Below are 18,360 nucleotides of genomic sequence, written 5' to 3'. Positions count from 1 at the left end.
GCCGCGATGGGCTGAGCAGCAGCCCCTGCTGGGCACCGGGCCTTCATACAAGCCTTGCGCGATTGGTTGCTCGGCGAGGCTGGCAAGGGTGAGTCAGAGGCCTAGATCTGGCGCGGCATCCTTGAACCAGATGCGCGCGCCCGCATCGCCAGCCAAAGCCTCCAGCGACTCGCCCGCCGGCAAGCGCATCCAGCTCAATGGAGCCAGTCGAAAACCTTTGCCCACGAGCTCGCCTTGCAGAACGAGCATTTCCAACCCTCGAGAATTGGCCAGCCGAAGGCGGGTGCCCGCCTGAATATCCTCCAGCCAGACACGCTCATGCTCGTTTTCAAACAGCCGCTGGCTGCCCTGGGCGTGCAGTTGCGTGACGCACTGCTCGCGGTCTTCGGGGTGAAACTGGCGCAGGCGCACGAAAATCATGCAGCCCGAGCTTGCGCCAGGTGTGTGCTGGCTGCCTGGCGGATTGCGTACGTAACTGCCGACAGGGTAGTGGCCGTGCTCGTCCTCGAACACGCCCTCCAGCACCAGAAACTCTTCGCCGCCTGAATGCAGATGTGCACTGAAGTGACTCCCGGGCGCATAGCGCACCAGGGACGTGGCTCGTGCTTGCTCCCCACCGACCCGATACAAGGGGCGTCTGTCGACACCGGCAAGCGGGCTGGCGATCCATGGCAGGAGTGCGCCATGCATGATCGCAGGCGCCTTGAGATCAGCATTCAGATGTTCCTGGATCATAGTTCTGCCCGTCCGCCAATTACTACAATTTCAGCCCTTTCTCGTTGTGGCCATCGTACTGCGCCCCGGCAGTGCTGGACAGTGGGGTGCCGTACGCCACGCCGGCACTGGCGAAGAAAACGCTTGTGGCTTTGGAATCAACCGCTCAATGCAGCGCCTCCTCATCCAGATACTGACTCAGGCACTCGATAAAAGCCTGGTGCTTGCGGGTATGGCGCCGGTGCACCGGATAGATCGCATGGATGGTGGAGCCGAACTGATCCGGGTCCAGGTCGGCATCGGTCAGCAGCTGTACCAGTTCGCCACGCCTGATATAGGGGGCTGCACTCCACTGCGGGCAGAATTGCAATCCGAGGCCCGCACGCAGGGCGCCGAACAGGAAGTCGTAGTTGTCGCTGGTCATGCGCGGCACCGGCTGTGGTATGCGCTGGCGCTCGCCTTGATGGGTCAGCCACCAGTAATGCGGGTTCAAGGCCGGATGTCGAAAGATCAACCAGTCGTGTTGATCGAAGGTATGCGGTAGCACCTCGAGCGGTTTGCGTTGCAGGTAGCCGGGGCTGGCACATAGCAGAATGCGGTTGGCGATCAGCGGCCGCACAATGAGGCCGGGCAGTTCAACGGGGCCGTCGCGCACGGCCAGGTCGTAGTTGCCTTCGAGCAGGTCGACGATTTCATCGGTGAGCACGATATCCAGGCGCATTTGCGGGTAGCGTTCGAGAAAGCGGTAACACACCGCATTGAGAAAGGCCGGGGCGAAGGAGGGCGGGGCTGCCACCCGCAGCACGCCGCACATCTCCTGCTGCAGCTGGTCAATATCCTCGCGCGCCTGCTGCAGCTGCATCAGCACTTGGCGTGCGTTGACGAGGTAGATCTGCCCGGCTTCGGTCAGGGCAATCCGCCGCGTGGAGCGTTCGAACAGGCGGGTGCCCAGTTCCGTTTCAAGGTGGGTGACGGCCCGCGTCAAGGCCGATGTGGTCTTGCCCAGGTGGGCGGCAGCACGGGTGAAACTGCCCTGGTCGGCAGTGGCCACGAACATGGTGATGGCGCCCAATTGATCCATATACTTTTTCCTTTTTGGAAAGTATGTCTTTCAGGCATCAAGTATTCTTTGCATCGCCTGACTTGGCTAGTCTCTCGGCCATTCTTACAAGAAAAGGTGCGGGACGATGAAACGTATTCTCCGGGCAACGCTGGCAGCGGCCATTGCTTTTGCCTCAATGGAAAGCATGGCGGCAGTCGACCTGCTCTTGCACAACGGCAAGGTGTTCACTGCCGAGCAAGGCCAGCCACTGCAACAGGCCGTGGCCGTGGAGGGTGGCAAGATCGTCAAGGTCGGCAGCGATGCCGAGGTACTGGCGCTCAAGGACGCCGGCACGCAAGTGATTGACTTGCAGGGCAAGGTGCTGATGCCCGGCTTCATCGATACCCATAGCCATGCGATCTTCGGGGGGGTGAAACTCAAGTCCGCCGACCTTGAAACCCAAATGCTGCCCTTTGACGAACTGGAAAAGCGCCTGCGCGGCTGGCGTGATGACGGCAAGGCGCGGCACGGCGACATGCTCAGCGTTGGTGGCTTCCCCTCAACCTACTGGAGTGAAGTGGCCGAGCTGGAGAAGCGCTTCAACCAGGGTGAATGGGCTGATACGCCGATTGCCTTCATCGGATGGGATTACCACACCGGCTGGGCCAACAAGGCGATGCTCAAACGTGCCGGTATCGATGCCGAGCGCGTCAAGGCGCTTAAAGGCGAAGCCGTCGCCACCATTGGCCACCATGCCGACAACACCCCCAATGGCTTCGTTGCCGATGCTGGCCTGTCGGCGGTGATGTCCCAGCTGCCAACGGCAAACCTTGATCAGTTGATCGATGCCGGCAAAGCCGCACGTGATCTCTACCACAGCCTGGGCGTGACTGCCCTGATGGACCCCGCGGCGAATGCCGCACCGGGGGATGCGCTGTTCGACTTCAAGCCTACGGCGCAAACCGTGGGCGTGCTGCCGGCCTACAAGGCGCTCGCGGACAAGGGGGAACTGCAGCTGCGGGTGGCCGCATTGATGGTCGCCAACCCCAAGAGCCAGCCTGCCGACCTGGAAGTGCTGGATCAAGTCCGCAAACAGTTCCAGGGTGTCGACAACCTCAGCATGCCAGGCATCAAGATCTTTGCCGATGGCGTCGCTGAATTCCCCGCGCAAACCGCGTCCTTGCTCGAACCCTACAAAAACTCCCACAAGGGTGGCGAGCTGCTGATCGACCCGGCCCATTTCGGTGAGCTGGTCAGCGCCGCCGATGCCCGTGGCTGGCTGGTCCATGTGCATGCGATCGGTGACCGTGCGGTACGCGAGTCACTCAATGGCATCGAGCAGGCCCGTCGCGACCGGCAAAGCGGCGTCGTCCATTCGGTCACCCACCTGCAGATGGTCAACCCCAAGGAATTCGCTCGCTTCAAACCGCTGAATGTCATTGCCTCCATGCAGTTGTATTGGGCCTCAGCGGACGAGATGAGCATTGACTTGCTCAAGCCCTATATCAGCGCCATGGAGTTCCAGTACATGTACCCGGCACGTTCGCTGCTCAAGAACGGCGCGACCATTGCCGGTGCCAGCGACTGGCCGGTCTCCACCCCGGACCCGTGGAAAGCCATCGGCCAGGCCATCAGCCGCAAGGGACCCAAGGGCGTGCTGAACAAGGATGAAGGCATCGACCGGCAAACCATGTTCTACGCCTATACCCGCAATGCTGCCCGGACCATCGGCCTGGAGCAGCAGATCGGTTCGCTCGCCCCCGGCAAGCAGGCTGACATGATCGTCCTTGATCGCGATGTGTTCAGCGCACCAGAAGAGCAACTGGCCGACACCCAGGTCCTCAAGACTTACTTCGGTGGCCGCGAAGTCTACAGCCGCCCCTGATTACCCAATGGTCGCCTGCCCTGTGCCTTGCCGGCACGGGGAGGGCGAAGCCTTGTCTGCCAATAATAAGAAAGGATCCGAAACATGCATCGCCTGGCCCTTGCCACCCTTGTCGGCTGCACGCTCTTGCCTCTTGCCGCCCAGGCCATAACCCTTACCGATGACCTGCAATTGATGCTCAAGCCGCAGGTGGTCAGCGATTACCGCAGCCGTGGGCTGTCCATGAGCCTGGGTGACCCGGCCGCGCAGCTGGAGGCCACATTGCTGCACAGCAGCGGGGCCTATTTCGGTGTCTGGACCTCTAACGTCGACTTCGGGCTGGACCTGAAGACGCGCCTGGAACAGGATTTCTACGCGGGCTACTACAAGCAGTTCAATGACGACGTCAGCCTCGATCTGGGCTATCTCAAGTACACCTACGCCAAGGAAGCCCAGTTCAACCAGAGTGAGGTCTATGCCATTCTCAAGGCCCATGGCTTCAAGTTCGCCAGCTACTACTCCAATGATTTGAAGAACTTTGTGGGCGACGATCAAGATACGCTCTACACCTACATTGGCTACAGCCACGCACTGCCGGCCGAAACCGGCCTGGAAGTGCGCTATGGCCGTTTCGACTTCAAGGACGACGTGTTCGTCTCCGGCAGTGGCAGCACGCGCGGTGACTACCATGAGTGGGAAGCCAGGCTGACCCGCAGTGGGTTTGGCCTCGACTGGGGGCTGGCTTATGTCGACACTGACCTTTCCAGAAACGAGTGCGCGAGCTACTACGGTTATACGGATGTGTGCACGGCGACCGTGGTAGTCAGCGCCAGCAAGACGTTCTGATTGCCAACGCAGGCCATAAAACCCGTAAGCTTCAAGGCTGCGTGGAACAATCGGGGACGAACAATTGGAACAATCGTCGACGAAGCGCATCCGCCAGGCTGCATGCTGGCTTTATCCACGCTGAGTTGCCCGCCCGAGGCTGCTCACTTGCATGAGTTCGTGCTTGGCTTGCGCCGCCTGTGGGAGCGCAAGCTCGCAGAACGAATCCAGCGTGTAGTGGAGGAGGGCGACGTGCCGCAAGGCGCCGATGTCGCAGTCATGGTCGGTCTGGTTTCAACGGTCATCTACGGCATGTCCATTCGCGCTCGCGATGGCACCACCAGCGAATCGCTGAGGAGTGTCGCCGCTGTGCTGATGGCCGCCTGGCCGGACAAGGATCAACACCTGCCATCCCGGCTCAGGTAGCGGACTGACGAGAGGCTGCTTCTGGCCGATTCTGTTGAAAAAGTCGGATTTACAGTGCCTTTCTCAGCGCTTATGCATGGTCACGCATCGATGCCTACCATCAGACGAGCCCTCATCTGTCTGCGGGTCTTAGGCAGTGAGTTGCCGGGTTCGTATCTCCCTGGATGGAGTTGATGGCCGAAAGGCTTGGGAAACTGAAGGTTCAAGACATACCCCTCAACCAATAGAGTCGATATCAAACGAGCTATTAGAGTTAGCGAGGATTGAGGCCATCAACGAGTCGTCATCGAACTGCTGAGGAATCATCGCTATCTGCACCTGAGCGTTATTCTCTGCCTGCGCCATCCAGCGCTTCAGACCCGCTTCCAGGTTGGGGGACGACTCGAGATTGCCATAGACATCGGCTAGGGTCAGTGTTCGATAGCGCAACGTTTGGAGCCGCTGCAAAGGATCATTCAGCCGCCGTGACTCTATGGATAATGCGGTAATGGCGTCAAACCGTTCCTGATTGTCATTATGTGCGCTGGTCTCTCGACTTATCTGTCTGCGGTGTTCATCCAACTGAGCCTTGAACGTGATTAGCCCGTTCTCAATTAGCTCGAACTCCCGCGAGGTCACCAGTGTTCCACCGGACTCTTGAGTTTGTTGCCAGCGGCGCAGCGTAGCCCATGCGAAGGGGATGTAGCTCGCGACCATCGAATGGTCCCCGCCTTGTATCGCTTGACTGATGAACCAGGCACGATTGGGCATATCACCATGTAATTTCAAAGCTCGGGTGCAAGCCGCCTCTTCGATAGAGGCGCAGCCTGGGCTCCAGAGAACAGAGGATTGCTCCCGAGAGCCAAAATCCACTGGCATAAAGTGCTGTTGCTCGCCATGGTGCTGATAGGGTTCACCACCGGTACGGGTCAAGCCAATAGCAAAAACAAGCAAACCTAGATACGGGTTACTCGCCGTAATCATCGCCAAACCCGGCACCCAGATTCTTCTCCGCACATTCATCCAGGGCGCAGGTACGCTCGGCACGGGATCGTTGTTGTTGACCATGCGGTGATGAACCAATGCTGGAGCACCCTCTACAATGCTGGATGCACCCGATACAAAGGTGGCATCGCCTGCACGAGGTGCACCGAAGGTATAGAGGAGAATGTCGTAATCATTATCAGAGGATCGTCGCAACGCTTCCGCTAGCAGCAAGGCAATGGCGCCGCCCAGACTATGCCCGCAGATAATGACTTTTTGACCTGCATGAAATTGATCAAGGTAGCGTTGAACAAACTCGCTGATCGCTTGGTACCCCCGATAGAAACCCCGGTGCACCTTGCCGACACCTTCCTCAAACGGTACTTGCTCAGCATCTGCATCCCGCCAGCCGTCAATTACTGTTTCCCATAAGGAAGCATTGCCCGTACCGCGTACCGATATCAGGATGATTTCGTCATGATGGCTGATGAACGCTTGGGTATCGGTCTTGCTACGTCCATGGTCAAAAAAATGCAGGCTGGCGGGGTGTTCCTGCTCCTCTCCACGGTCGCGATGGTTTTGTTCATACAGCGTTGGATCGAAGGGCAGGATCTCAAAGCGCTTTGAGTAAGGCACGTCTTCGTAGAGCGGATAAAATCGCTTGCTCTGCCCTGGATCCACTCGCCACGCTTCTTGATAACTTGCCACGGCTTCGCCGAACAGATTACCGAAACTTGGATCAAGCGGAAAACTGACCGTGTCCACAGGTCGCGTCTCGGGCCTCTGGCCAAAACCGTTGTAGCTCATGGTCGCCATCAGTGCGAGCTGATACAGGTTCAACGCGCAGAAGCGGCAATCGGTCGACAGCATCGGTCGCAGGGCACGCATGGGACGGACTTCCAATACGGTGTGTTTGTTCGGGAACAACGCAGTGCCCCACAACTCGTCCTGTTCGGGACCAAACCCGAGATCGCCCATCCATTTGAGTACATGCTGGCTGGGCAGATAGGTTCGTTCAACCACAGGCGGCAAATGGGCGCCATGCTTGACCAGATCCCGCACCTCGACTTGCACGAACTCATCCGCGCCTTTTTGTGCGGGATTGTGTTCGACACGAAAACCGTCCTTGTGAAAGAAGCGGGTTTGCTCGGCACGGACTTGGAGTTCAGTGATCGGAAGCTTGTAAGTTTGACGCGTCATTAACCAGCTGTACGAATCTATTGACCCCGCATATTGCTCATTCAAGGATAATACGACAGGCCCACGATAGTGGTTCGCGATCTTTGCAAAACCATCAGCATCCAACGTTCCGGTATAAACCTGCCCCACACCGTCCTGAACCTTGTAGGCCAGGCCGCCATACGGCTTGCCATCACCAAACTCGTCTACCAGTTGAAAGCTGACCCAATGCCCTTTTAGTGGACAGGCCAGCATTTTGTCGCTGAAAAAAGGTTTTTCCCAATCTTCCATGGGTTTATATGCTGTCATCGTGTGATGTCCTTATTCGGTGCAGTTGGGGTAGACAGTGCAGTCACGCCCGTCGGGCATTTTAAAAGGCTTGAAGTCGGTAGTGTTTCCACGGCAAAACGCATATACGTCGTCGAGGCTCTTCCCCATGCACCGCTTCCAGCCAGTCGGAAATTGAATCCAGTTATCACCAACAGCTGGCAGCTCCTCTTTGGCCACCAAGAGCACCATCTTCACCGTCTTGCCCGCCAACTGATTGCGTTGCAGTACTCCACCAGGACGGCCTTTTAGCACTTGACCGCGTTCATCGGCGGCCTGGCATGTCAGGATTTTCCGGATGTAGCGTTTTGAACCCACCGTGCGGAACAGCCACTGACACTGCCCTTGGAAGACTTGTATACCCGAGTCCGGAAAGGCTGAACGTCCAGTGGGAAGCTCGTCGCGAAAAGACAGGCTGGCGGAGTCCATGCCCAAATCCAGCCGCCTCACTCCCCATTTCCCTTTGATATCCAGCTTCAAACTGCGCAACGGACAGCCCCCAGCCCTATCGGTCAGTGGCACCTTGAATTCTGCCGTGTGGGGAACGCCTTGCTGTTCGCTGGTGAAAAACTTACGACCTGGTACATCTGGCCCGTCGCGAGGCGGCGTCGTGCAAGTCTCCCCTGTGGCCGGCACGTAATAGGCATCACCATTGACACTGAAGTTGGCAGGCAGCTCTGTTTGAAGGGTGAAACTCTGTGTCTGGGCGATAGAACAGCCTGTGGCCGCCAGCGCACTCCCAGCAACGAGCAGGGCACGAACGAAGCTGGGGAAAAACCGTCGTATGTGTGTCGTGCGAAAAGTTCTTCGGACTATTAGCTGATTCATTTTGAGGCCAGAATCGCTTGGGTTAAACTCATGTCGTCGTAACGAACAACGTGCTGCTCTCGTCGTGCGGCTTGCAAAGCTGACTCCAGAAACGGCCCACGTATCGCACCGTCCGAAGCAACGAATGTCGCTGCATCCTCTTTAAGAGACGCCTTTGAGATGTTGTCGTAGCTATTATCTAGCGTGCTGATGAAAGGCGAGAAAGTGGTGTAGGTGAGACCGAAAAAAACAACCACGGGCCAAATCGTACCTTCCTCCGCAAACGCTTTATGCAGAGGAACTAAGCTGAGCAAAAAGATCAGAAATTGAACCTTGAATTTGGTACTCATAATTTGTTTCCAGTAAATTTTTGAAGGCTGATGAGTAAATAAAAAGGGCAGGCGCAAAAATAGACTTCCCGCTATCTGCATCATGCAGAGTGCTCTCCTGACCAAAAACGCACTTCATTAAACAGGCGCTCGAAATGAACATGTGGCGCCTCGCCTGGACGTGGTAGCCAGCTTTTTATGACGGGTGTCCGGGCTTCTTTCAGCTGCTGGAGAATGAAAAACTGCACCTGCTCAGGCGCCAGCCATTCCCACTGTTGCGCTTGCGAAAGTTGTTCGTCGAGCCAGCGGTGCGGATCCTGATTCAGAGCCAGTTGTGCGAACGCCTCACCCTGTTCGGCAAACAGATAACGGCTGAGGTTTTCGCGCAAGATGGCCATCGAATGGGTGGCCGAGGAAGGCGTGTGCAGCCACTTGGGGTCGGTGGGTACCGGGTATTCACCGGGCACGGGATTCTCAACCGTTGCCCATTGTTCGCCCTGCCAGTAACACAGACTGACGATAGGACCCAGGTATTCGGGGAGTGTCTCGACAGGCAGACTCCCCAGCGCCCGAGCCAAGACTCGGTTGTCGTGGAACCGATACAGCGCTTGTTGAGGCCGCTGGCCAATGATCAGGCGTTCTCGCCAGTGCTTGGCCAGTACCGTTATTTCATCGTCCTTGGCACTAGCCAGCCAGCCCCAGTTACGCTCTGGCGCGCAGAGTAATGTATTAAGTAGGGGGGCTGGGGGATTGTCGATTTGGATGATGAAAGGGCCTGCATCGACAAGATCAGCGACCGGCGTTTCGCTATATACACCGAGGTGGTTTGGCCGTTGGTGCGCCCCCAATAACGCACGGCGTGTATCGAGTTCACCCTCGGAATCCAGAATCAAGTACAGGGTATGACCGAGACGGACTTGTTCGTTCATCCATTGGCCAGGTACGGTACTCATACTGTTTCCTCGGGCATGCAAACACCTTCTCGACAGGCCTCACATAAAGGACAAAATTCAGCAGCGTGCTGCTTGGTAATGGCCATGATCGAACGTTGGCTGGCACCCACAACAGGAGGAGAAACGGGGGACATCTCCGACGTGGCTAGCGCGCCAGGTGACAGTGGACTCACGGGGGCTCCACCCAATTGGATTTCAGTGCTGCTGAAGATGCCGGCTGGCCCAATGACGATGTGATGACCGCCTGCCTTAAGGGTAATGCTGACATCCGCATCGAGGATCAGATCGGCGCCGGCTTTCAAATGGATTTGTTGCCCGGCCTGGGCCACTAGCTCCTCTCCTACCCTGAAGTGCAGGCTGTCGCTCACCGTCAGGCTATCGCGGCCCTCGACGAGGGTGCCGCTGTTGCCTTTGACCGTGACCTGACGCTCGTTACCGATGGTGAGGTGGTAGTCGTGTTTGATCTGTTGTTCCAGATCCCGTTCGGCCTGGATAAAGATCTTCTCTTGGCCGGCACGGTCTTCGATCGACAGTTCGGTGAAGGCGCTGGTACCGGGGGTATGCGGTGTGCTGTTACTACGGAACACACTGCGGGTTTTGTGCTCAGGCAGCGCATACGGCACCGGCTTTTCCACATGGTGCAGGCAACCGGTCACCAACGGCCGATCAGGGTCACCTTCCTGGAAGGTGACCAGCACTTCCGTGCCGACCCGCGGAATAGTGACCGCACCGTAACGTTGACCGGCCCAGCCGGAAGCGACGCGTAGCCAGCAACTGCTCTTGTCGTTGTTTTTATCCGCACGATCCCAGTGAAACTGGACCTTGATCCGGCCATGCGCATCGCAATAGATTTCCTCACCGTCTGGACCAGTGACCTTGGCGGTCTGGCTACCCAGGATCTGGTGCTTGGCGTGTTCCTGCGGCGGGCGATACGGTGTCTTCCCGGGGATCGCGGTGAAGTGGTTGCGATAACCTTGTTCGAAGCCATCGGCGGACTTGGGCTGGCTGCCGATCAGTTCTTCCAGCGCCTGGGGCTGTTTACCTTCGTGTTCAACGCAGAGCAGCAACCAACGGTCGTTCCAGTCAGCGCGTGAATGCTCGCTGAGTTCAAAACAGTGACCGCCGCGCAGGGTCGGTTGGTTGCTCCGGCCCTCGGCCAACTGATAATCGCTTCGGTGGCGCTCAAGACTACGATCCGCCAGAAAATTACCGCGTTTGGCGTTGTCGAAACCACCGGGATACTGGTAATCCTCCAGGTCGGGATAGACGCGGGTCTTCTGGCCGTAGTCCAGTTTTGCGCCGTAACCCAGGGTGACATGGGGCTTTTCAAAACTGTAGTCGCGGCGGGCCACTTCCGTGGTACGCACGGCTAGGCGCACGGTAAAGTCCTGAATCGCCGGCTCATCGGCGACCATGCCCCGGCCATCGACATACGGTGTCGGCCGATCCAGTGCACGAAACACCGCATTGTCATCGCCGAAGATCAGCGTATGGCCGTCTCGGCTGTGGCGAAAATGAAAATGCAGACCTTCCTCTTCGCAGAGGCGCTGGATAAAGTGCAGATCCGACTCACCGTACTGCACGCAGTATTCGCGCGCCGGATACAGGCGAAGATCCAACTCGAAGTAGGCATGCGCGCCCGTGACGATGTTGTGGCCATCCAGCACCTGGCTGATGATGTCCGGCACCGTCTTGTTCTGGAAAATACGTTGATTGTAGCTGTGGGTCAGGTAGGTCAGATGCGGCACCAACACCAGGGTGTAACGACTCAAGCGGCCCACGGATGTGCGTTGGCCAATCGAGTAGATCTGCCCGTGAACCCCTTCGGCCGGTAGCCAGGTGGATTCTGGGGTAAAACTCAGAAACGCCAGCTGGTGCAACAGCGATTGAAAATCCAGATTGGCCTGTTCGCTGACCAGTTCGACGGTGATGACATAAGGCGTATTGAGTCTCTCTTCACCCGAGAATGAGAGCACTTTGAAGTCGTGCTGACGACCAAAGACGGTCAGGTCAAACTGTGATTGATTCGCAGGGGCGAACATCCGCTGTTCCTCTTGTTCGGAAAGTCACAGGCCGGGAGTTTCTCGGTCAGTGAGTGGTATCAAATAACGCTAAAGCTAGCCAAAGCGCAGATATGCATGTCGTCAGAGTTGGAAGTTCTACATCTACAGGCTGGCCGAGTCTGGATAGCATGAGCGGGCGATAACTATTCAGATTTTTTCGGCAGTGAGCAGTGCTGACGCTAGGGCAATGGTAGTTCAACATTAGGGTACAAGGTAAAGCGTTATTGTGAAAAGCCCAAGAAGCTCACGAAATTATTTCAATAACTAACAAGCAAACTACCCCAGGCAGCTCCTGCCCGCTATTAGGCAGAAAGCTGCTTGAGCCTTTCCATCCCTATGACTCGCGCTTTACTGTCAAGCCTCTCCCGGGGTGTCTGGCCTACGCATCTCAAGAGCAATGAATCCGGAACTTGGCGCAAAGCGAACCGGTCACGAGGTGGCCAGATTGTAGGCACCTTGGTGACTGTAATTATATGATTCTGAAAAACTGACAACACTTTCAGAAATTTCCTACATACAAAGCCATGCGGATGTAACTTAGTTGTAAATTTATGATGTGTTGTTTTTGTTACTTCATGATCGCTTTGTCGTCTGCCATTTGATCATGGCAATACTGAGTACTTTCCAGTGTTGTCGTCACATCCATCAGTGCCATTTCCGGTGCTGGCCGAGATGATTTTCAAACACCAACTAATGATAACCCACCAAATCGCAACTCCATGTTAGGGCTCGCTGCATCTGCCTTACAGGAGAAGTTCGGTCGGTGGGAATGCTTCGCATCGGCCGTTCATGATCTGCTCCCAACCCCATTTTCGTAGTCGTGCTGCGCGCCAGTAATCCTTGAGCACATCCTCTGGGATATCCAGTTCATCGTTGAGGTCGAACTGTGGGGCCATGGCGAACTGCACATCCATCCCGAAATCACCTTTCAGCAACCGCTGCATAAACTTGACGCGTTGAAACCAGCTCAAGGAGCGCTTGTTGCCCTGCGAGGTCTGGTACACCAGCAAATTGAGACGAGCGGCCGCCGTGTACCAGGTTCGTATTGGCGGTGATTACCACGTTGAGTTTCAAGGTCGATCCTACTCGGTGCCTTATCACCATGCTAACCAGTTGGTGGATCTGCGCGTGAATACCGATTGGCTGGAAGTCACGTTCCAACGACGCGTGATCAGCAGTCACCGTATCGATTCCACGCCGGGGGGTCAGTACCTTGCGTGAGCATTTGGCACCCAACCACAATCAGTTTCAGGACTCTCAACCGCCAGCCTTGCTGAAGTGGGCGGCAGACATTGGCCCTGCAACTTACCTCTACGTGCAACGCAATTTGGAAGACCGCCGAGACTTTGCAACAGGACTGAGGGCCGTGACAGCGCTCAAACGTGACGTGCGGAAGGAGCAGATACCTCACGAACGCCTGGAGTCAGCCTGCGCTTATGCGAACTCGCTCGGCATTGTCAGCTCCGAGCGTCTGCGAGCCATTTTGCGTATTGGCTCTGACCTTCGGCGTCCGCCAATGATTACGACTCCCACCATTGAACATTCGAATATCCGTGAAGCGACGTACTACGCCGCTCAAGAGGAGAAGCCTGTATGAAGACGCTGTTGAATACCAGTCAGCAACTGATTGAGCTGGGCCTGAAAGGCATGGCCAGTGCTTATGAGCAGCAGTTGAACCAACCAAACCTTCAGAACAGACATTCGATTTGCGTCTTGGTCTGATGATGGAGTCTGAAACCAGCGAGCGTGAAACGCGTAAGGTTGAGCGCTTTCTGAAAACCGCCAAACTGAGAGAGACGCAGGCCACCTTGGAAAGTATCGAGTACAAGGCAAGCCGAGGGCTAGATCGCAACATGGTCATGACCTTGGCGGATCGTGAATGGTTACGTCGCCGACAAAATCTCATTTTGACAGGTGCTACTGGCACCGGAAAAACCTGGTTGGCTTGCGCCTTTGGTAATCAGGCCTGTCGCCTAGGGTTCAATACCTATTACCTTACAGCAACACAGCTTTTCGAAGACATAACACTGTCCTACGCGGACCACACGCTTCCGAAACTGCGCAGGCAATTGATCAAGGCTCAACTCCTGATCATCGATGACTTGGGAATCGGCGGCATTGACTCCCAGCTCGGCCCCTTCCTGCTAGATGTTATTGATCAGCAATCACGCAATGGCTCCTTGCTGGTCACCAGTCAGTACCCCAAAGAAAAATGGTACGACCTTTTCACGGATCCGACGATTGCCGATGCAGTGTTGGACCGGATCGTTCACAAGTCGCATGTGATTCCACTCAAGGGCGAATCGATGCGCAAACTCAAGAGCAGGAAAAACTGAAGAGCGACGACCACTCCGCCTACCGGTGGGGTGGTCAAGTGAGATGCAATTTCGCATTTGGTGCTCTCGACCTCGGCCGTGCGATGAGCAGGTGTTGGCTGCACATCCATGATCACGCCGTTCTTGGTATCGATCAGATAATTCGTGGAGTAAGCGAAGAACGCTGGGCCGCCTGGAGCAGCTGTCCAGCGGGCCTGAGGATCAGTCAGTGATAAACGCTTCGGTAGCGTTTCGGCCAAAGCCTCTTCATCAAGTGCCGCAAGGTATTCACGTACAGCGCGGGTACTCAGGGACGGATCGCTCCAGTTAACTTGTTCATCACCCGGTACGCCGCGCTGCCGACTCGCATCCGCTTTGATGATGCTGGCGTCCACGGCAAACCCTTCGCCCTTGACCAAACCCGCATCCATGCAGCGACGCAGCACCTCATTGAACAACCAGCGAAACAGATCGCTATCCCGAAAACGGCCGCGTCGGTTCTTGGAAAAGGTCGAGTGGTCCGGGCTGATCGTCAGCTTCAGGCCGTTATCTACCTGATGCAAAAGCCAGTTATCCCTGGCAACGCAGCCGGCCCGATGCGCTCGGCTATCGGTCCAGCAGAGGTGCCAGCAGTGCACACATGCCGCGCCAGTGCGAACCCTCCCAGTAAACCCGTTGGCAGGCGTCGCAGCGCAGGAAGTGCGAATAGAGGGCGCCAATGCGTGGCGGCACCTGCGGCCGGGCCAGTTCCGGGCTGATCTCGTGCAGCGGCAGGTTGCAATGAAGGCACAGGCTGAATGGCCGCGCGCTACGCGCCAGGTCGAGGCGCTCGTACAATTCGCGCAGCTGCAGCGACGGTTTCAGGGCATGCACGTAACAGCCGTGGCTGATGATCCGCCGCTTGAGCAGTTCGCGGTCGCGGGTTAGCACGATGCGTCCTTGCTGCGCAGCGATCTCGGCGATCTCGCCATCCTCGAAGCCATTGTCGTAAAGGGTGTCGAAGCCGCTCATGCGCAGCAGGCTGGCCAGCCCGCCAAGGTGCGCATCAGCGACGAAGCGCAGCACCCGTAAAGGTTGCGCACGAACCTTGAGCAGCGGGCTGATGTCCAGCGCTTCGAACTTGGGATACACCGCCAGCCGGTCACTGTCGAAGATCACCCGCTCGAAGCCCACCGACTCGCCGTTGAGCAGCACCAGCTCGACCTCGGTGTGCGGTATCCCGAGCGCCTCGATCATGTGCTTGACCGTCGCCCCTCGCGCGCACTCGCAGGTGAAGGACTGCCGCCGCCGTTCGGCCGGCAGGAAATCGTTGAGCTCCTCGTAGAAGCGGAAGGTTGCACTGGTCATGCTGAACAGTATGGCAGGGCTGCAGGATGAGCGAGTCTAGTCCGGAAATCTTCTCCGGCAGGCCCCAAACTACGATTGTAATCATGTTGAAATTGACTATGCCATGGCGCTTCGATGCTGGATGTACTGCTTGAAATTGTTATCCGCGTCATTTGCTACCCAGCAGGCTGGGCGTTCATCAAGGTCGTAATATTGGGAATCCGGCTTTTTCAACAGAATCGGCCGAAAGCCGCCGCCCACCGAAAAGCAGGCAGCGGGCACCTGTCACGGTTTGGATTGGGCTTTATTTTTCTCTTCGATTTTCGCGTCTACCGCAGCCCGGATCTGGTCGATGCTGAAGCTGGCTGGCTTCTGGCTCGGCGGGTATTCGATGAAGGTCTGCAGGAACCTCGTCGCCTTGGCCACCCCCGCTGCCAGCAAGTAGGAATTCTTCACGGTCCAGTCGTAATACTGGTCAGAAACGATGTCTGCCCGCTCATACGGGTCCATCCGCAAGTTGAAGAGTTTGGGAACTCGCAAGGGTACGAACGGGCTGCTCCATACCGCAAAACCACCCGGTTCCCGTTGTTCGGCGAAGACCACTTTCCAATTGTCATAACGCATGGAAACCAGCACGCCGTCGTCGTTAAAGTAGTAGAACTCGCGACGCTCGCCTTTTGGCTGTTGCCCGGTCAAGTACGGTAGTTGGTTATAGCCGTCCAGGTGCACCTTAAAGTTGGTGCCGCCGGTAGTCGGTGACCAGCCTTTCAGGAGTTTGTCTTTCACGCCGGTGTCACCTGCAGCAGCCAGCAGGGTCGGGAACCAGTCCATGCCCGAGAACATTTCGTTTGAGACTTCACCGGCCTTGATCTTGCCCGGCCAACGAACGATGGCCGGCACCCGGTAGGCACCTTCCCAGTTGGAGTTCTTCTCGTTGCGGAATGGCGTAGTCGCCGCGTCCGGCCAGGAGAACTGGTTCGGGCCGTTGTCGGTGGTGTAGACGACGATGGTGTTGTCGGCGATTTTCAGCTCATCGAGGGTTTTCAGCAGTTTGCCGACGTCACCGTCATGCTCAAGCATGCCGTCGGCGTAGTCGTTGCCGGGCATGCCGCTCTGGCCCTTCATCGAATCACGCACGTGGGTGAACAGGTGCATGCGCGTGGTGTTCATCCACACGAAAAACGGTTTGTCGGCTTTGGCCTGGCGTTCGATAAAGGACTGGGCGGCGGCGGTGGTTTCGTCGTCGATGGTTTCCATGCGCTTGGCGGTCAGGGCTCCAGTGTCTTCGATCTTGCCATCGGCGTAGCTGTGGATCACGCCGCGCGGCGTTCTGGATTTGACGAAGTCCGGGTCATCCTTGGGCCAATAGGCGCGTTCGGGTTCTTCTTCGGTGTTGAGGTGGTAGAGGTTGCCGAAGAACTCGTCGAAACCGTGGTTGGTCGGCAGGAATGCATCCTTGTCACCCAGGTGGTTCTTGCCGAATTGACCAGTGGCGTAGCCCTGGGATTTGAGCGCCTGAGCGATGGTGATGTCACGTTTTTGAATGCCGATCGGCGCACCTGGCACGCCGACTTTGGTCAGGCCGGTGCGCAGCGGCGACTGACCGGTGATGAAGGAGGAGCGTCCAGCGGTGCAGCTGTTTTCCGCGTAGTAGTCGGTGAACAGCATGCCTTCATGGGCGATGCGGTCGATGTTGGGCGTCTTGTAGCCGACCACGCCCATGGAATAGGCGCTGATATTAGTCTGGCCGATGTCATCACCGAAGATCACCAGAATGTTGGGTTTTTCTGCAGCCCCGGCAGTTGCCGAAATTGCCATGACCGTAGTCGCCACCAGGGCGAGTTTCGGCAGCCACTTGATTATGCGAGTCATCTGACTGGCTCCTTGTTGTCGGGCGTCGCGAACAGCGAGCAACGGCCATGTTCAAGGGGCACCGGCGAAAACACGCCACCCGTATCAGGTGGCGTGGCGTTCAAGTCCATCGACATGCAGCACGGCACCGGTCACGCTGGCACCCGCGCCGCTGGCCAGCAGCAGTAACGGGCCATTGAGTTCTTGCAGGCCGGCGTCGTAACCCTTGCCGGCGCGCGGGGCGATGACGTTGACGCGAATGCGGTGGGGCGTCAGCGACTGGGCCATGGCTCTGGTCATCCGGACCAGGCTGCTGTTGGGCCGCAGGCAAGGGTTGGGTTCAGTGATAGGGCGCGGTGGCGGATCAATATTGACGATGCTGCCACCGCGCTCGGCCTTGATCATGTGCAGGCTGGTGCAGTGGACAATGTGGTTGTTCAGGGCAATGTGTTCGCGTTCGGCACTGTTGTTGATCAGCACATCGACGCTGCCGAAGCGCTCCTGCACGGTGTCCAGCGCGGCCTCGATGCTTGGCCGCCGAGCGCTGTCGAGCGCGACGATCATGATTTCGCCACCTTCCCAGCGCAGGTCCGCCGCCAGTTGCTCCAACTGCGAAGGATGCTGCGCGCCAATGGCCACACGGGCACCGGCGAGGCTGATCAGTCGGGCGAAATGGGCACCCAAGCGTGTGGCGGCATCGGCTACCAATACGGTTTTGCCGGCCATGGAAAACGGCTGCATGAGATCGCTCATGGACGCACCTCCATCGGCGCGCAGCGGCGGTTTATCACGGTTCGTGGGACAGACATCCGAGGCGACGGGATGGGGGCGGCGCCCAGCATTTTCAGCACCAGTTCCGCGTAATGCCGAATGACGTCATCGATACCCCAACTGCCATCGGCCTGATACCAGACGCAAGCGTGGGTGAGCATGTTGAACAGGGTGCGCACCATCAGTTTCGGTTCGGCGCAGCTAAGCGAGCCTTCCTTGACGCCTTGTTCGAGGATGTCCTGCAGGCTTTCAAATAGAGACGTCGAGCCTGACGGACCTGCTCCAATTCCTCTTCATCGAGGCTTCTGAACTCCAGATTGCCGAGCATGGCTTCGTCCTGGTGTTCCAGGTGATAACGCACGTGGCAGGCAATGAAGGCACGCAGCTTCACATCGGCAGTGGCGGTTTTGGGACGGCAGCGCGTCCATTCACGAGACAGCCCCTGGAGGTATTCCAGAATCAGTTCCAGCAGCAGCTCGCTTTTGCCTTTGTAGTAGATGTACAGCGTCGAGGCGTTAATGCCTGCTTCCACCGCGAGCTGGCGAAGGCTCATCGACTCGTAGCCGTTACGCGAAATCAGTTTGATGGCAGCCAGGCGGATGTTG

General features: G+C 57.3%; 17 protein-coding genes and 2 pseudogenes. 6 read left to right on the top strand and 13 right to left on the bottom strand.

Features of this window, described 5'->3' with window-relative positions; translation table 11 throughout:
• Positions 1 to 93: 93 nt before the first annotated feature.
• Positions 94 to 690, bottom strand: a complete 597-nt coding sequence (locus NVV94_RS16180) for a cupin domain-containing protein (RefSeq protein WP_258443391.1) — start codon at positions 688 to 690, stop codon at positions 94 to 96.
• A 190-nt stretch (positions 691 to 880) separates the two neighbouring features.
• Positions 881 to 1,795 carry a LysR family transcriptional regulator gene (locus tag NVV94_RS16175; protein WP_258443390.1) on the bottom strand — a complete coding sequence of 305 codons (915 nt, stop codon included), beginning with the start codon at positions 1,793 to 1,795 and terminating at the stop codon, positions 881 to 883.
• A gap of 106 nt (positions 1,796 to 1,901) precedes the next feature.
• On the opposite strand from NVV94_RS16175, the gene NVV94_RS16170 reads away from it, so the two are divergent.
• The 3 genes from NVV94_RS16170 to NVV94_RS16160 all read left to right on the top strand — a co-directional run bounded on the left by NVV94_RS16170 (position 1,902) and on the right by NVV94_RS16160 (position 4,871).
• Positions 1,902 to 3,641 (top strand): amidohydrolase, encoded by a 1,740-nt coding sequence (locus NVV94_RS16170; protein ID WP_258443389.1) that lies wholly within the window; start codon positions 1,902 to 1,904, stop codon positions 3,639 to 3,641.
• An 84-nt stretch (positions 3,642 to 3,725) separates the two neighbouring features.
• On the top strand, positions 3,726 to 4,466 hold the full coding sequence (locus NVV94_RS16165) for a TorF family putative porin (protein ID WP_258443388.1): 741 nt from the start codon (positions 3,726 to 3,728) through the stop codon (positions 4,464 to 4,466).
• Between the two features lie 102 nt (positions 4,467 to 4,568).
• Positions 4,569 to 4,871, top strand: a complete 303-nt coding sequence (locus NVV94_RS16160) for a hypothetical protein (protein ID WP_258443386.1) — start codon at positions 4,569 to 4,571, stop codon at positions 4,869 to 4,871.
• 216 nt (positions 4,872 to 5,087) lie between these two features.
• Here the strand turns inward: NVV94_RS16160 and NVV94_RS16155 are convergent, their stop codons facing one another.
• The 6 genes from NVV94_RS16155 to NVV94_RS16130 form a co-directional block, all read right to left on the bottom strand.
• Positions 5,088 to 7,322 (bottom strand): lipase family protein, encoded by a 2,235-nt coding sequence (locus NVV94_RS16155; protein WP_258443385.1) that lies wholly within the window; start codon positions 7,320 to 7,322, stop codon positions 5,088 to 5,090.
• Between the two features lie 12 nt (positions 7,323 to 7,334).
• Complete coding sequence (locus NVV94_RS16150; RefSeq protein ID WP_258443384.1) at positions 7,335 to 8,168, bottom strand: hypothetical protein; 834 nt, start codon at positions 8,166 to 8,168, stop codon at positions 7,335 to 7,337.
• A complete protein-coding gene (locus tag NVV94_RS16145; protein ID WP_258443383.1) occupies positions 8,165 to 8,581 on the bottom strand; it encodes a DUF2388 domain-containing protein in 417 nt (138 codons plus the stop codon). Before NVV94_RS16145 ends, NVV94_RS16150 begins: the two co-directional genes overlap by 4 nt.
• Positions 8,578 to 9,405 carry a DUF4123 domain-containing protein gene (locus NVV94_RS16140; RefSeq protein WP_258443382.1) on the bottom strand — a complete coding sequence of 276 codons (828 nt, stop codon included), beginning with the start codon at positions 9,403 to 9,405 and terminating at the stop codon, positions 8,578 to 8,580. The genes NVV94_RS16145 and NVV94_RS16140 overlap by 4 nt, the downstream gene beginning before the upstream one ends.
• 20 nt (positions 9,406 to 9,425) lie before the next feature.
• Positions 9,426 to 11,471: a type VI secretion system tip protein VgrG gene (locus NVV94_RS16135; protein WP_258443381.1), complete on the bottom strand. Its 2,046-nt coding sequence runs from the start codon at positions 11,469 to 11,471 to the stop codon at positions 9,426 to 9,428.
• Positions 11,472 to 12,235: 764 nt separating this feature from the next.
• Positions 12,236 to 12,406, bottom strand: a complete 171-nt coding sequence (locus NVV94_RS16130; RefSeq protein ID WP_258443380.1) for a hypothetical protein — start codon at positions 12,404 to 12,406, stop codon at positions 12,236 to 12,238.
• A gap of 115 nt (positions 12,407 to 12,521) precedes the next feature.
• Here NVV94_RS16130 and NVV94_RS26955 point away from each other — a divergent pair, with 115 nt between their 5' ends.
• The 3 genes from NVV94_RS26955 (at position 12,522) to istB (ending at position 13,828) form a co-directional block, all read left to right on the top strand.
• Positions 12,522 to 12,713 (top strand): Mu transposase domain-containing protein, encoded by a 192-nt coding sequence (locus tag NVV94_RS26955; protein WP_408733412.1) that lies wholly within the window; start codon positions 12,522 to 12,524, stop codon positions 12,711 to 12,713.
• 372 nt (positions 12,714 to 13,085) lie between these two features.
• On the top strand, positions 13,086 to 13,214 hold the full coding sequence (locus NVV94_RS16125; RefSeq protein WP_258443379.1) for a hypothetical protein: 129 nt from the start codon (positions 13,086 to 13,088) through the stop codon (positions 13,212 to 13,214).
• Positions 13,199 to 13,828 (top strand): IS21-like element helper ATPase IstB, encoded by a 630-nt coding sequence (istB, locus tag NVV94_RS16120; RefSeq protein WP_258443378.1) that lies wholly within the window; start codon positions 13,199 to 13,201, stop codon positions 13,826 to 13,828. The genes NVV94_RS16125 and istB overlap by 16 nt, the downstream gene beginning before the upstream one ends.
• 56 nt (positions 13,829 to 13,884) lie before the next feature.
• On the opposite strand, the pseudogene NVV94_RS16115 reads toward istB, so the two are convergent.
• The 5 genes and pseudogenes from NVV94_RS16115 to NVV94_RS16095 all read right to left on the bottom strand — a co-directional run.
• A pseudogene (locus NVV94_RS16115) lies at positions 13,885 to 14,331 on the bottom strand (IS5/IS1182 family transposase); the annotation flags it as partial.
• Between the two features lie 82 nt (positions 14,332 to 14,413).
• Positions 14,414 to 15,154 (bottom strand): Mut7-C ubiquitin/RNAse domain-containing protein, encoded by a 741-nt coding sequence (locus tag NVV94_RS16110; RefSeq protein WP_258443377.1) that lies wholly within the window; start codon positions 15,152 to 15,154, stop codon positions 14,414 to 14,416.
• Between the two features lie 264 nt (positions 15,155 to 15,418).
• Positions 15,419 to 17,005, bottom strand: coding sequence for an arylsulfatase (locus tag NVV94_RS16105; protein WP_258443376.1), 1,587 nt, complete (start codon positions 17,003 to 17,005; stop codon positions 15,419 to 15,421).
• Positions 17,006 to 17,089: 84 nt separating this feature from the next.
• A complete protein-coding gene (locus NVV94_RS16100) occupies positions 17,090 to 17,737 on the bottom strand; it encodes an SDR family NAD(P)-dependent oxidoreductase (RefSeq protein WP_258443375.1) in 648 nt (215 codons plus the stop codon).
• Positions 17,734 to 18,308: pseudogene (locus NVV94_RS16095) on the bottom strand (TetR family transcriptional regulator). Before NVV94_RS16095 ends, NVV94_RS16100 begins: the two are co-directional and overlap by 4 nt.
• Positions 18,309 to 18,360 lie beyond the last annotated feature (52 nt).

It is taken from the genome of Pseudomonas sp. LS1212, assembly GCF_024741815.1.
In the GTDB taxonomy this organism is placed as follows: domain Bacteria; phylum Pseudomonadota; class Gammaproteobacteria; order Pseudomonadales; family Pseudomonadaceae; genus Aquipseudomonas.
This window is presented reverse-complemented; position numbering and strand designations above follow the sequence as displayed.

Bases quoted from the DNA above. Each gene is read 5' to 3' on its own strand.
- NVV94_RS16170 (WP_258443389.1), top strand. From the start codon at position 1,902: ATGAAACGTATTCTCCGGGCAACGCTGGCAGCGGCCATTGCTTTTGCC.
- NVV94_RS16180 (WP_258443391.1), bottom strand. From the start codon at position 690: ATGCATGGCGCACTCCTGCCATGGATCGCCAGCCCGCTTGCCGGTGTC.
- NVV94_RS16165 (WP_258443388.1), top strand. From the start codon at position 3,726: ATGCATCGCCTGGCCCTTGCCACCCTTGTCGGCTGCACGCTCTTGCCT.
- NVV94_RS16110 (WP_258443377.1), bottom strand. From the start codon at position 15,154: ATGACCAGTGCAACCTTCCGCTTCTACGAGGAGCTCAACGATTTCCTG.
- NVV94_RS16125 (WP_258443379.1), top strand. From the start codon at position 13,086: ATGAAGACGCTGTTGAATACCAGTCAGCAACTGATTGAGCTGGGCCTG.
- NVV94_RS16175 (WP_258443390.1), bottom strand. From the start codon at position 1,795: ATGGATCAATTGGGCGCCATCACCATGTTCGTGGCCACTGCCGACCAG.
- NVV94_RS16155 (WP_258443385.1), bottom strand. From the start codon at position 7,322: ATGACAGCATATAAACCCATGGAAGATTGGGAAAAACCTTTTTTCAGC.
- NVV94_RS16160 (WP_258443386.1), top strand. From the start codon at position 4,569: ATGCTGGCTTTATCCACGCTGAGTTGCCCGCCCGAGGCTGCTCACTTG.
- NVV94_RS16145 (WP_258443383.1), bottom strand. From the start codon at position 8,581: ATGATGCAGATAGCGGGAAGTCTATTTTTGCGCCTGCCCTTTTTATTT.
- NVV94_RS16150 (WP_258443384.1), bottom strand. From the start codon at position 8,168: ATGAATCAGCTAATAGTCCGAAGAACTTTTCGCACGACACACATACGA.
- NVV94_RS16105 (WP_258443376.1), bottom strand. From the start codon at position 17,005: ATGACTCGCATAATCAAGTGGCTGCCGAAACTCGCCCTGGTGGCGACT.
- NVV94_RS16130 (WP_258443380.1), bottom strand. From the start codon at position 12,406: ATGGATGTGCAGTTCGCCATGGCCCCACAGTTCGACCTCAACGATGAA.
- NVV94_RS16140 (WP_258443382.1), bottom strand. From the start codon at position 9,405: ATGAACGAACAAGTCCGTCTCGGTCATACCCTGTACTTGATTCTGGAT.
- NVV94_RS16100 (WP_258443375.1), bottom strand. From the start codon at position 17,737: ATGAGCGATCTCATGCAGCCGTTTTCCATGGCCGGCAAAACCGTATTG.
- NVV94_RS16135 (WP_258443381.1), bottom strand. From the start codon at position 11,471: ATGTTCGCCCCTGCGAATCAATCACAGTTTGACCTGACCGTCTTTGGT.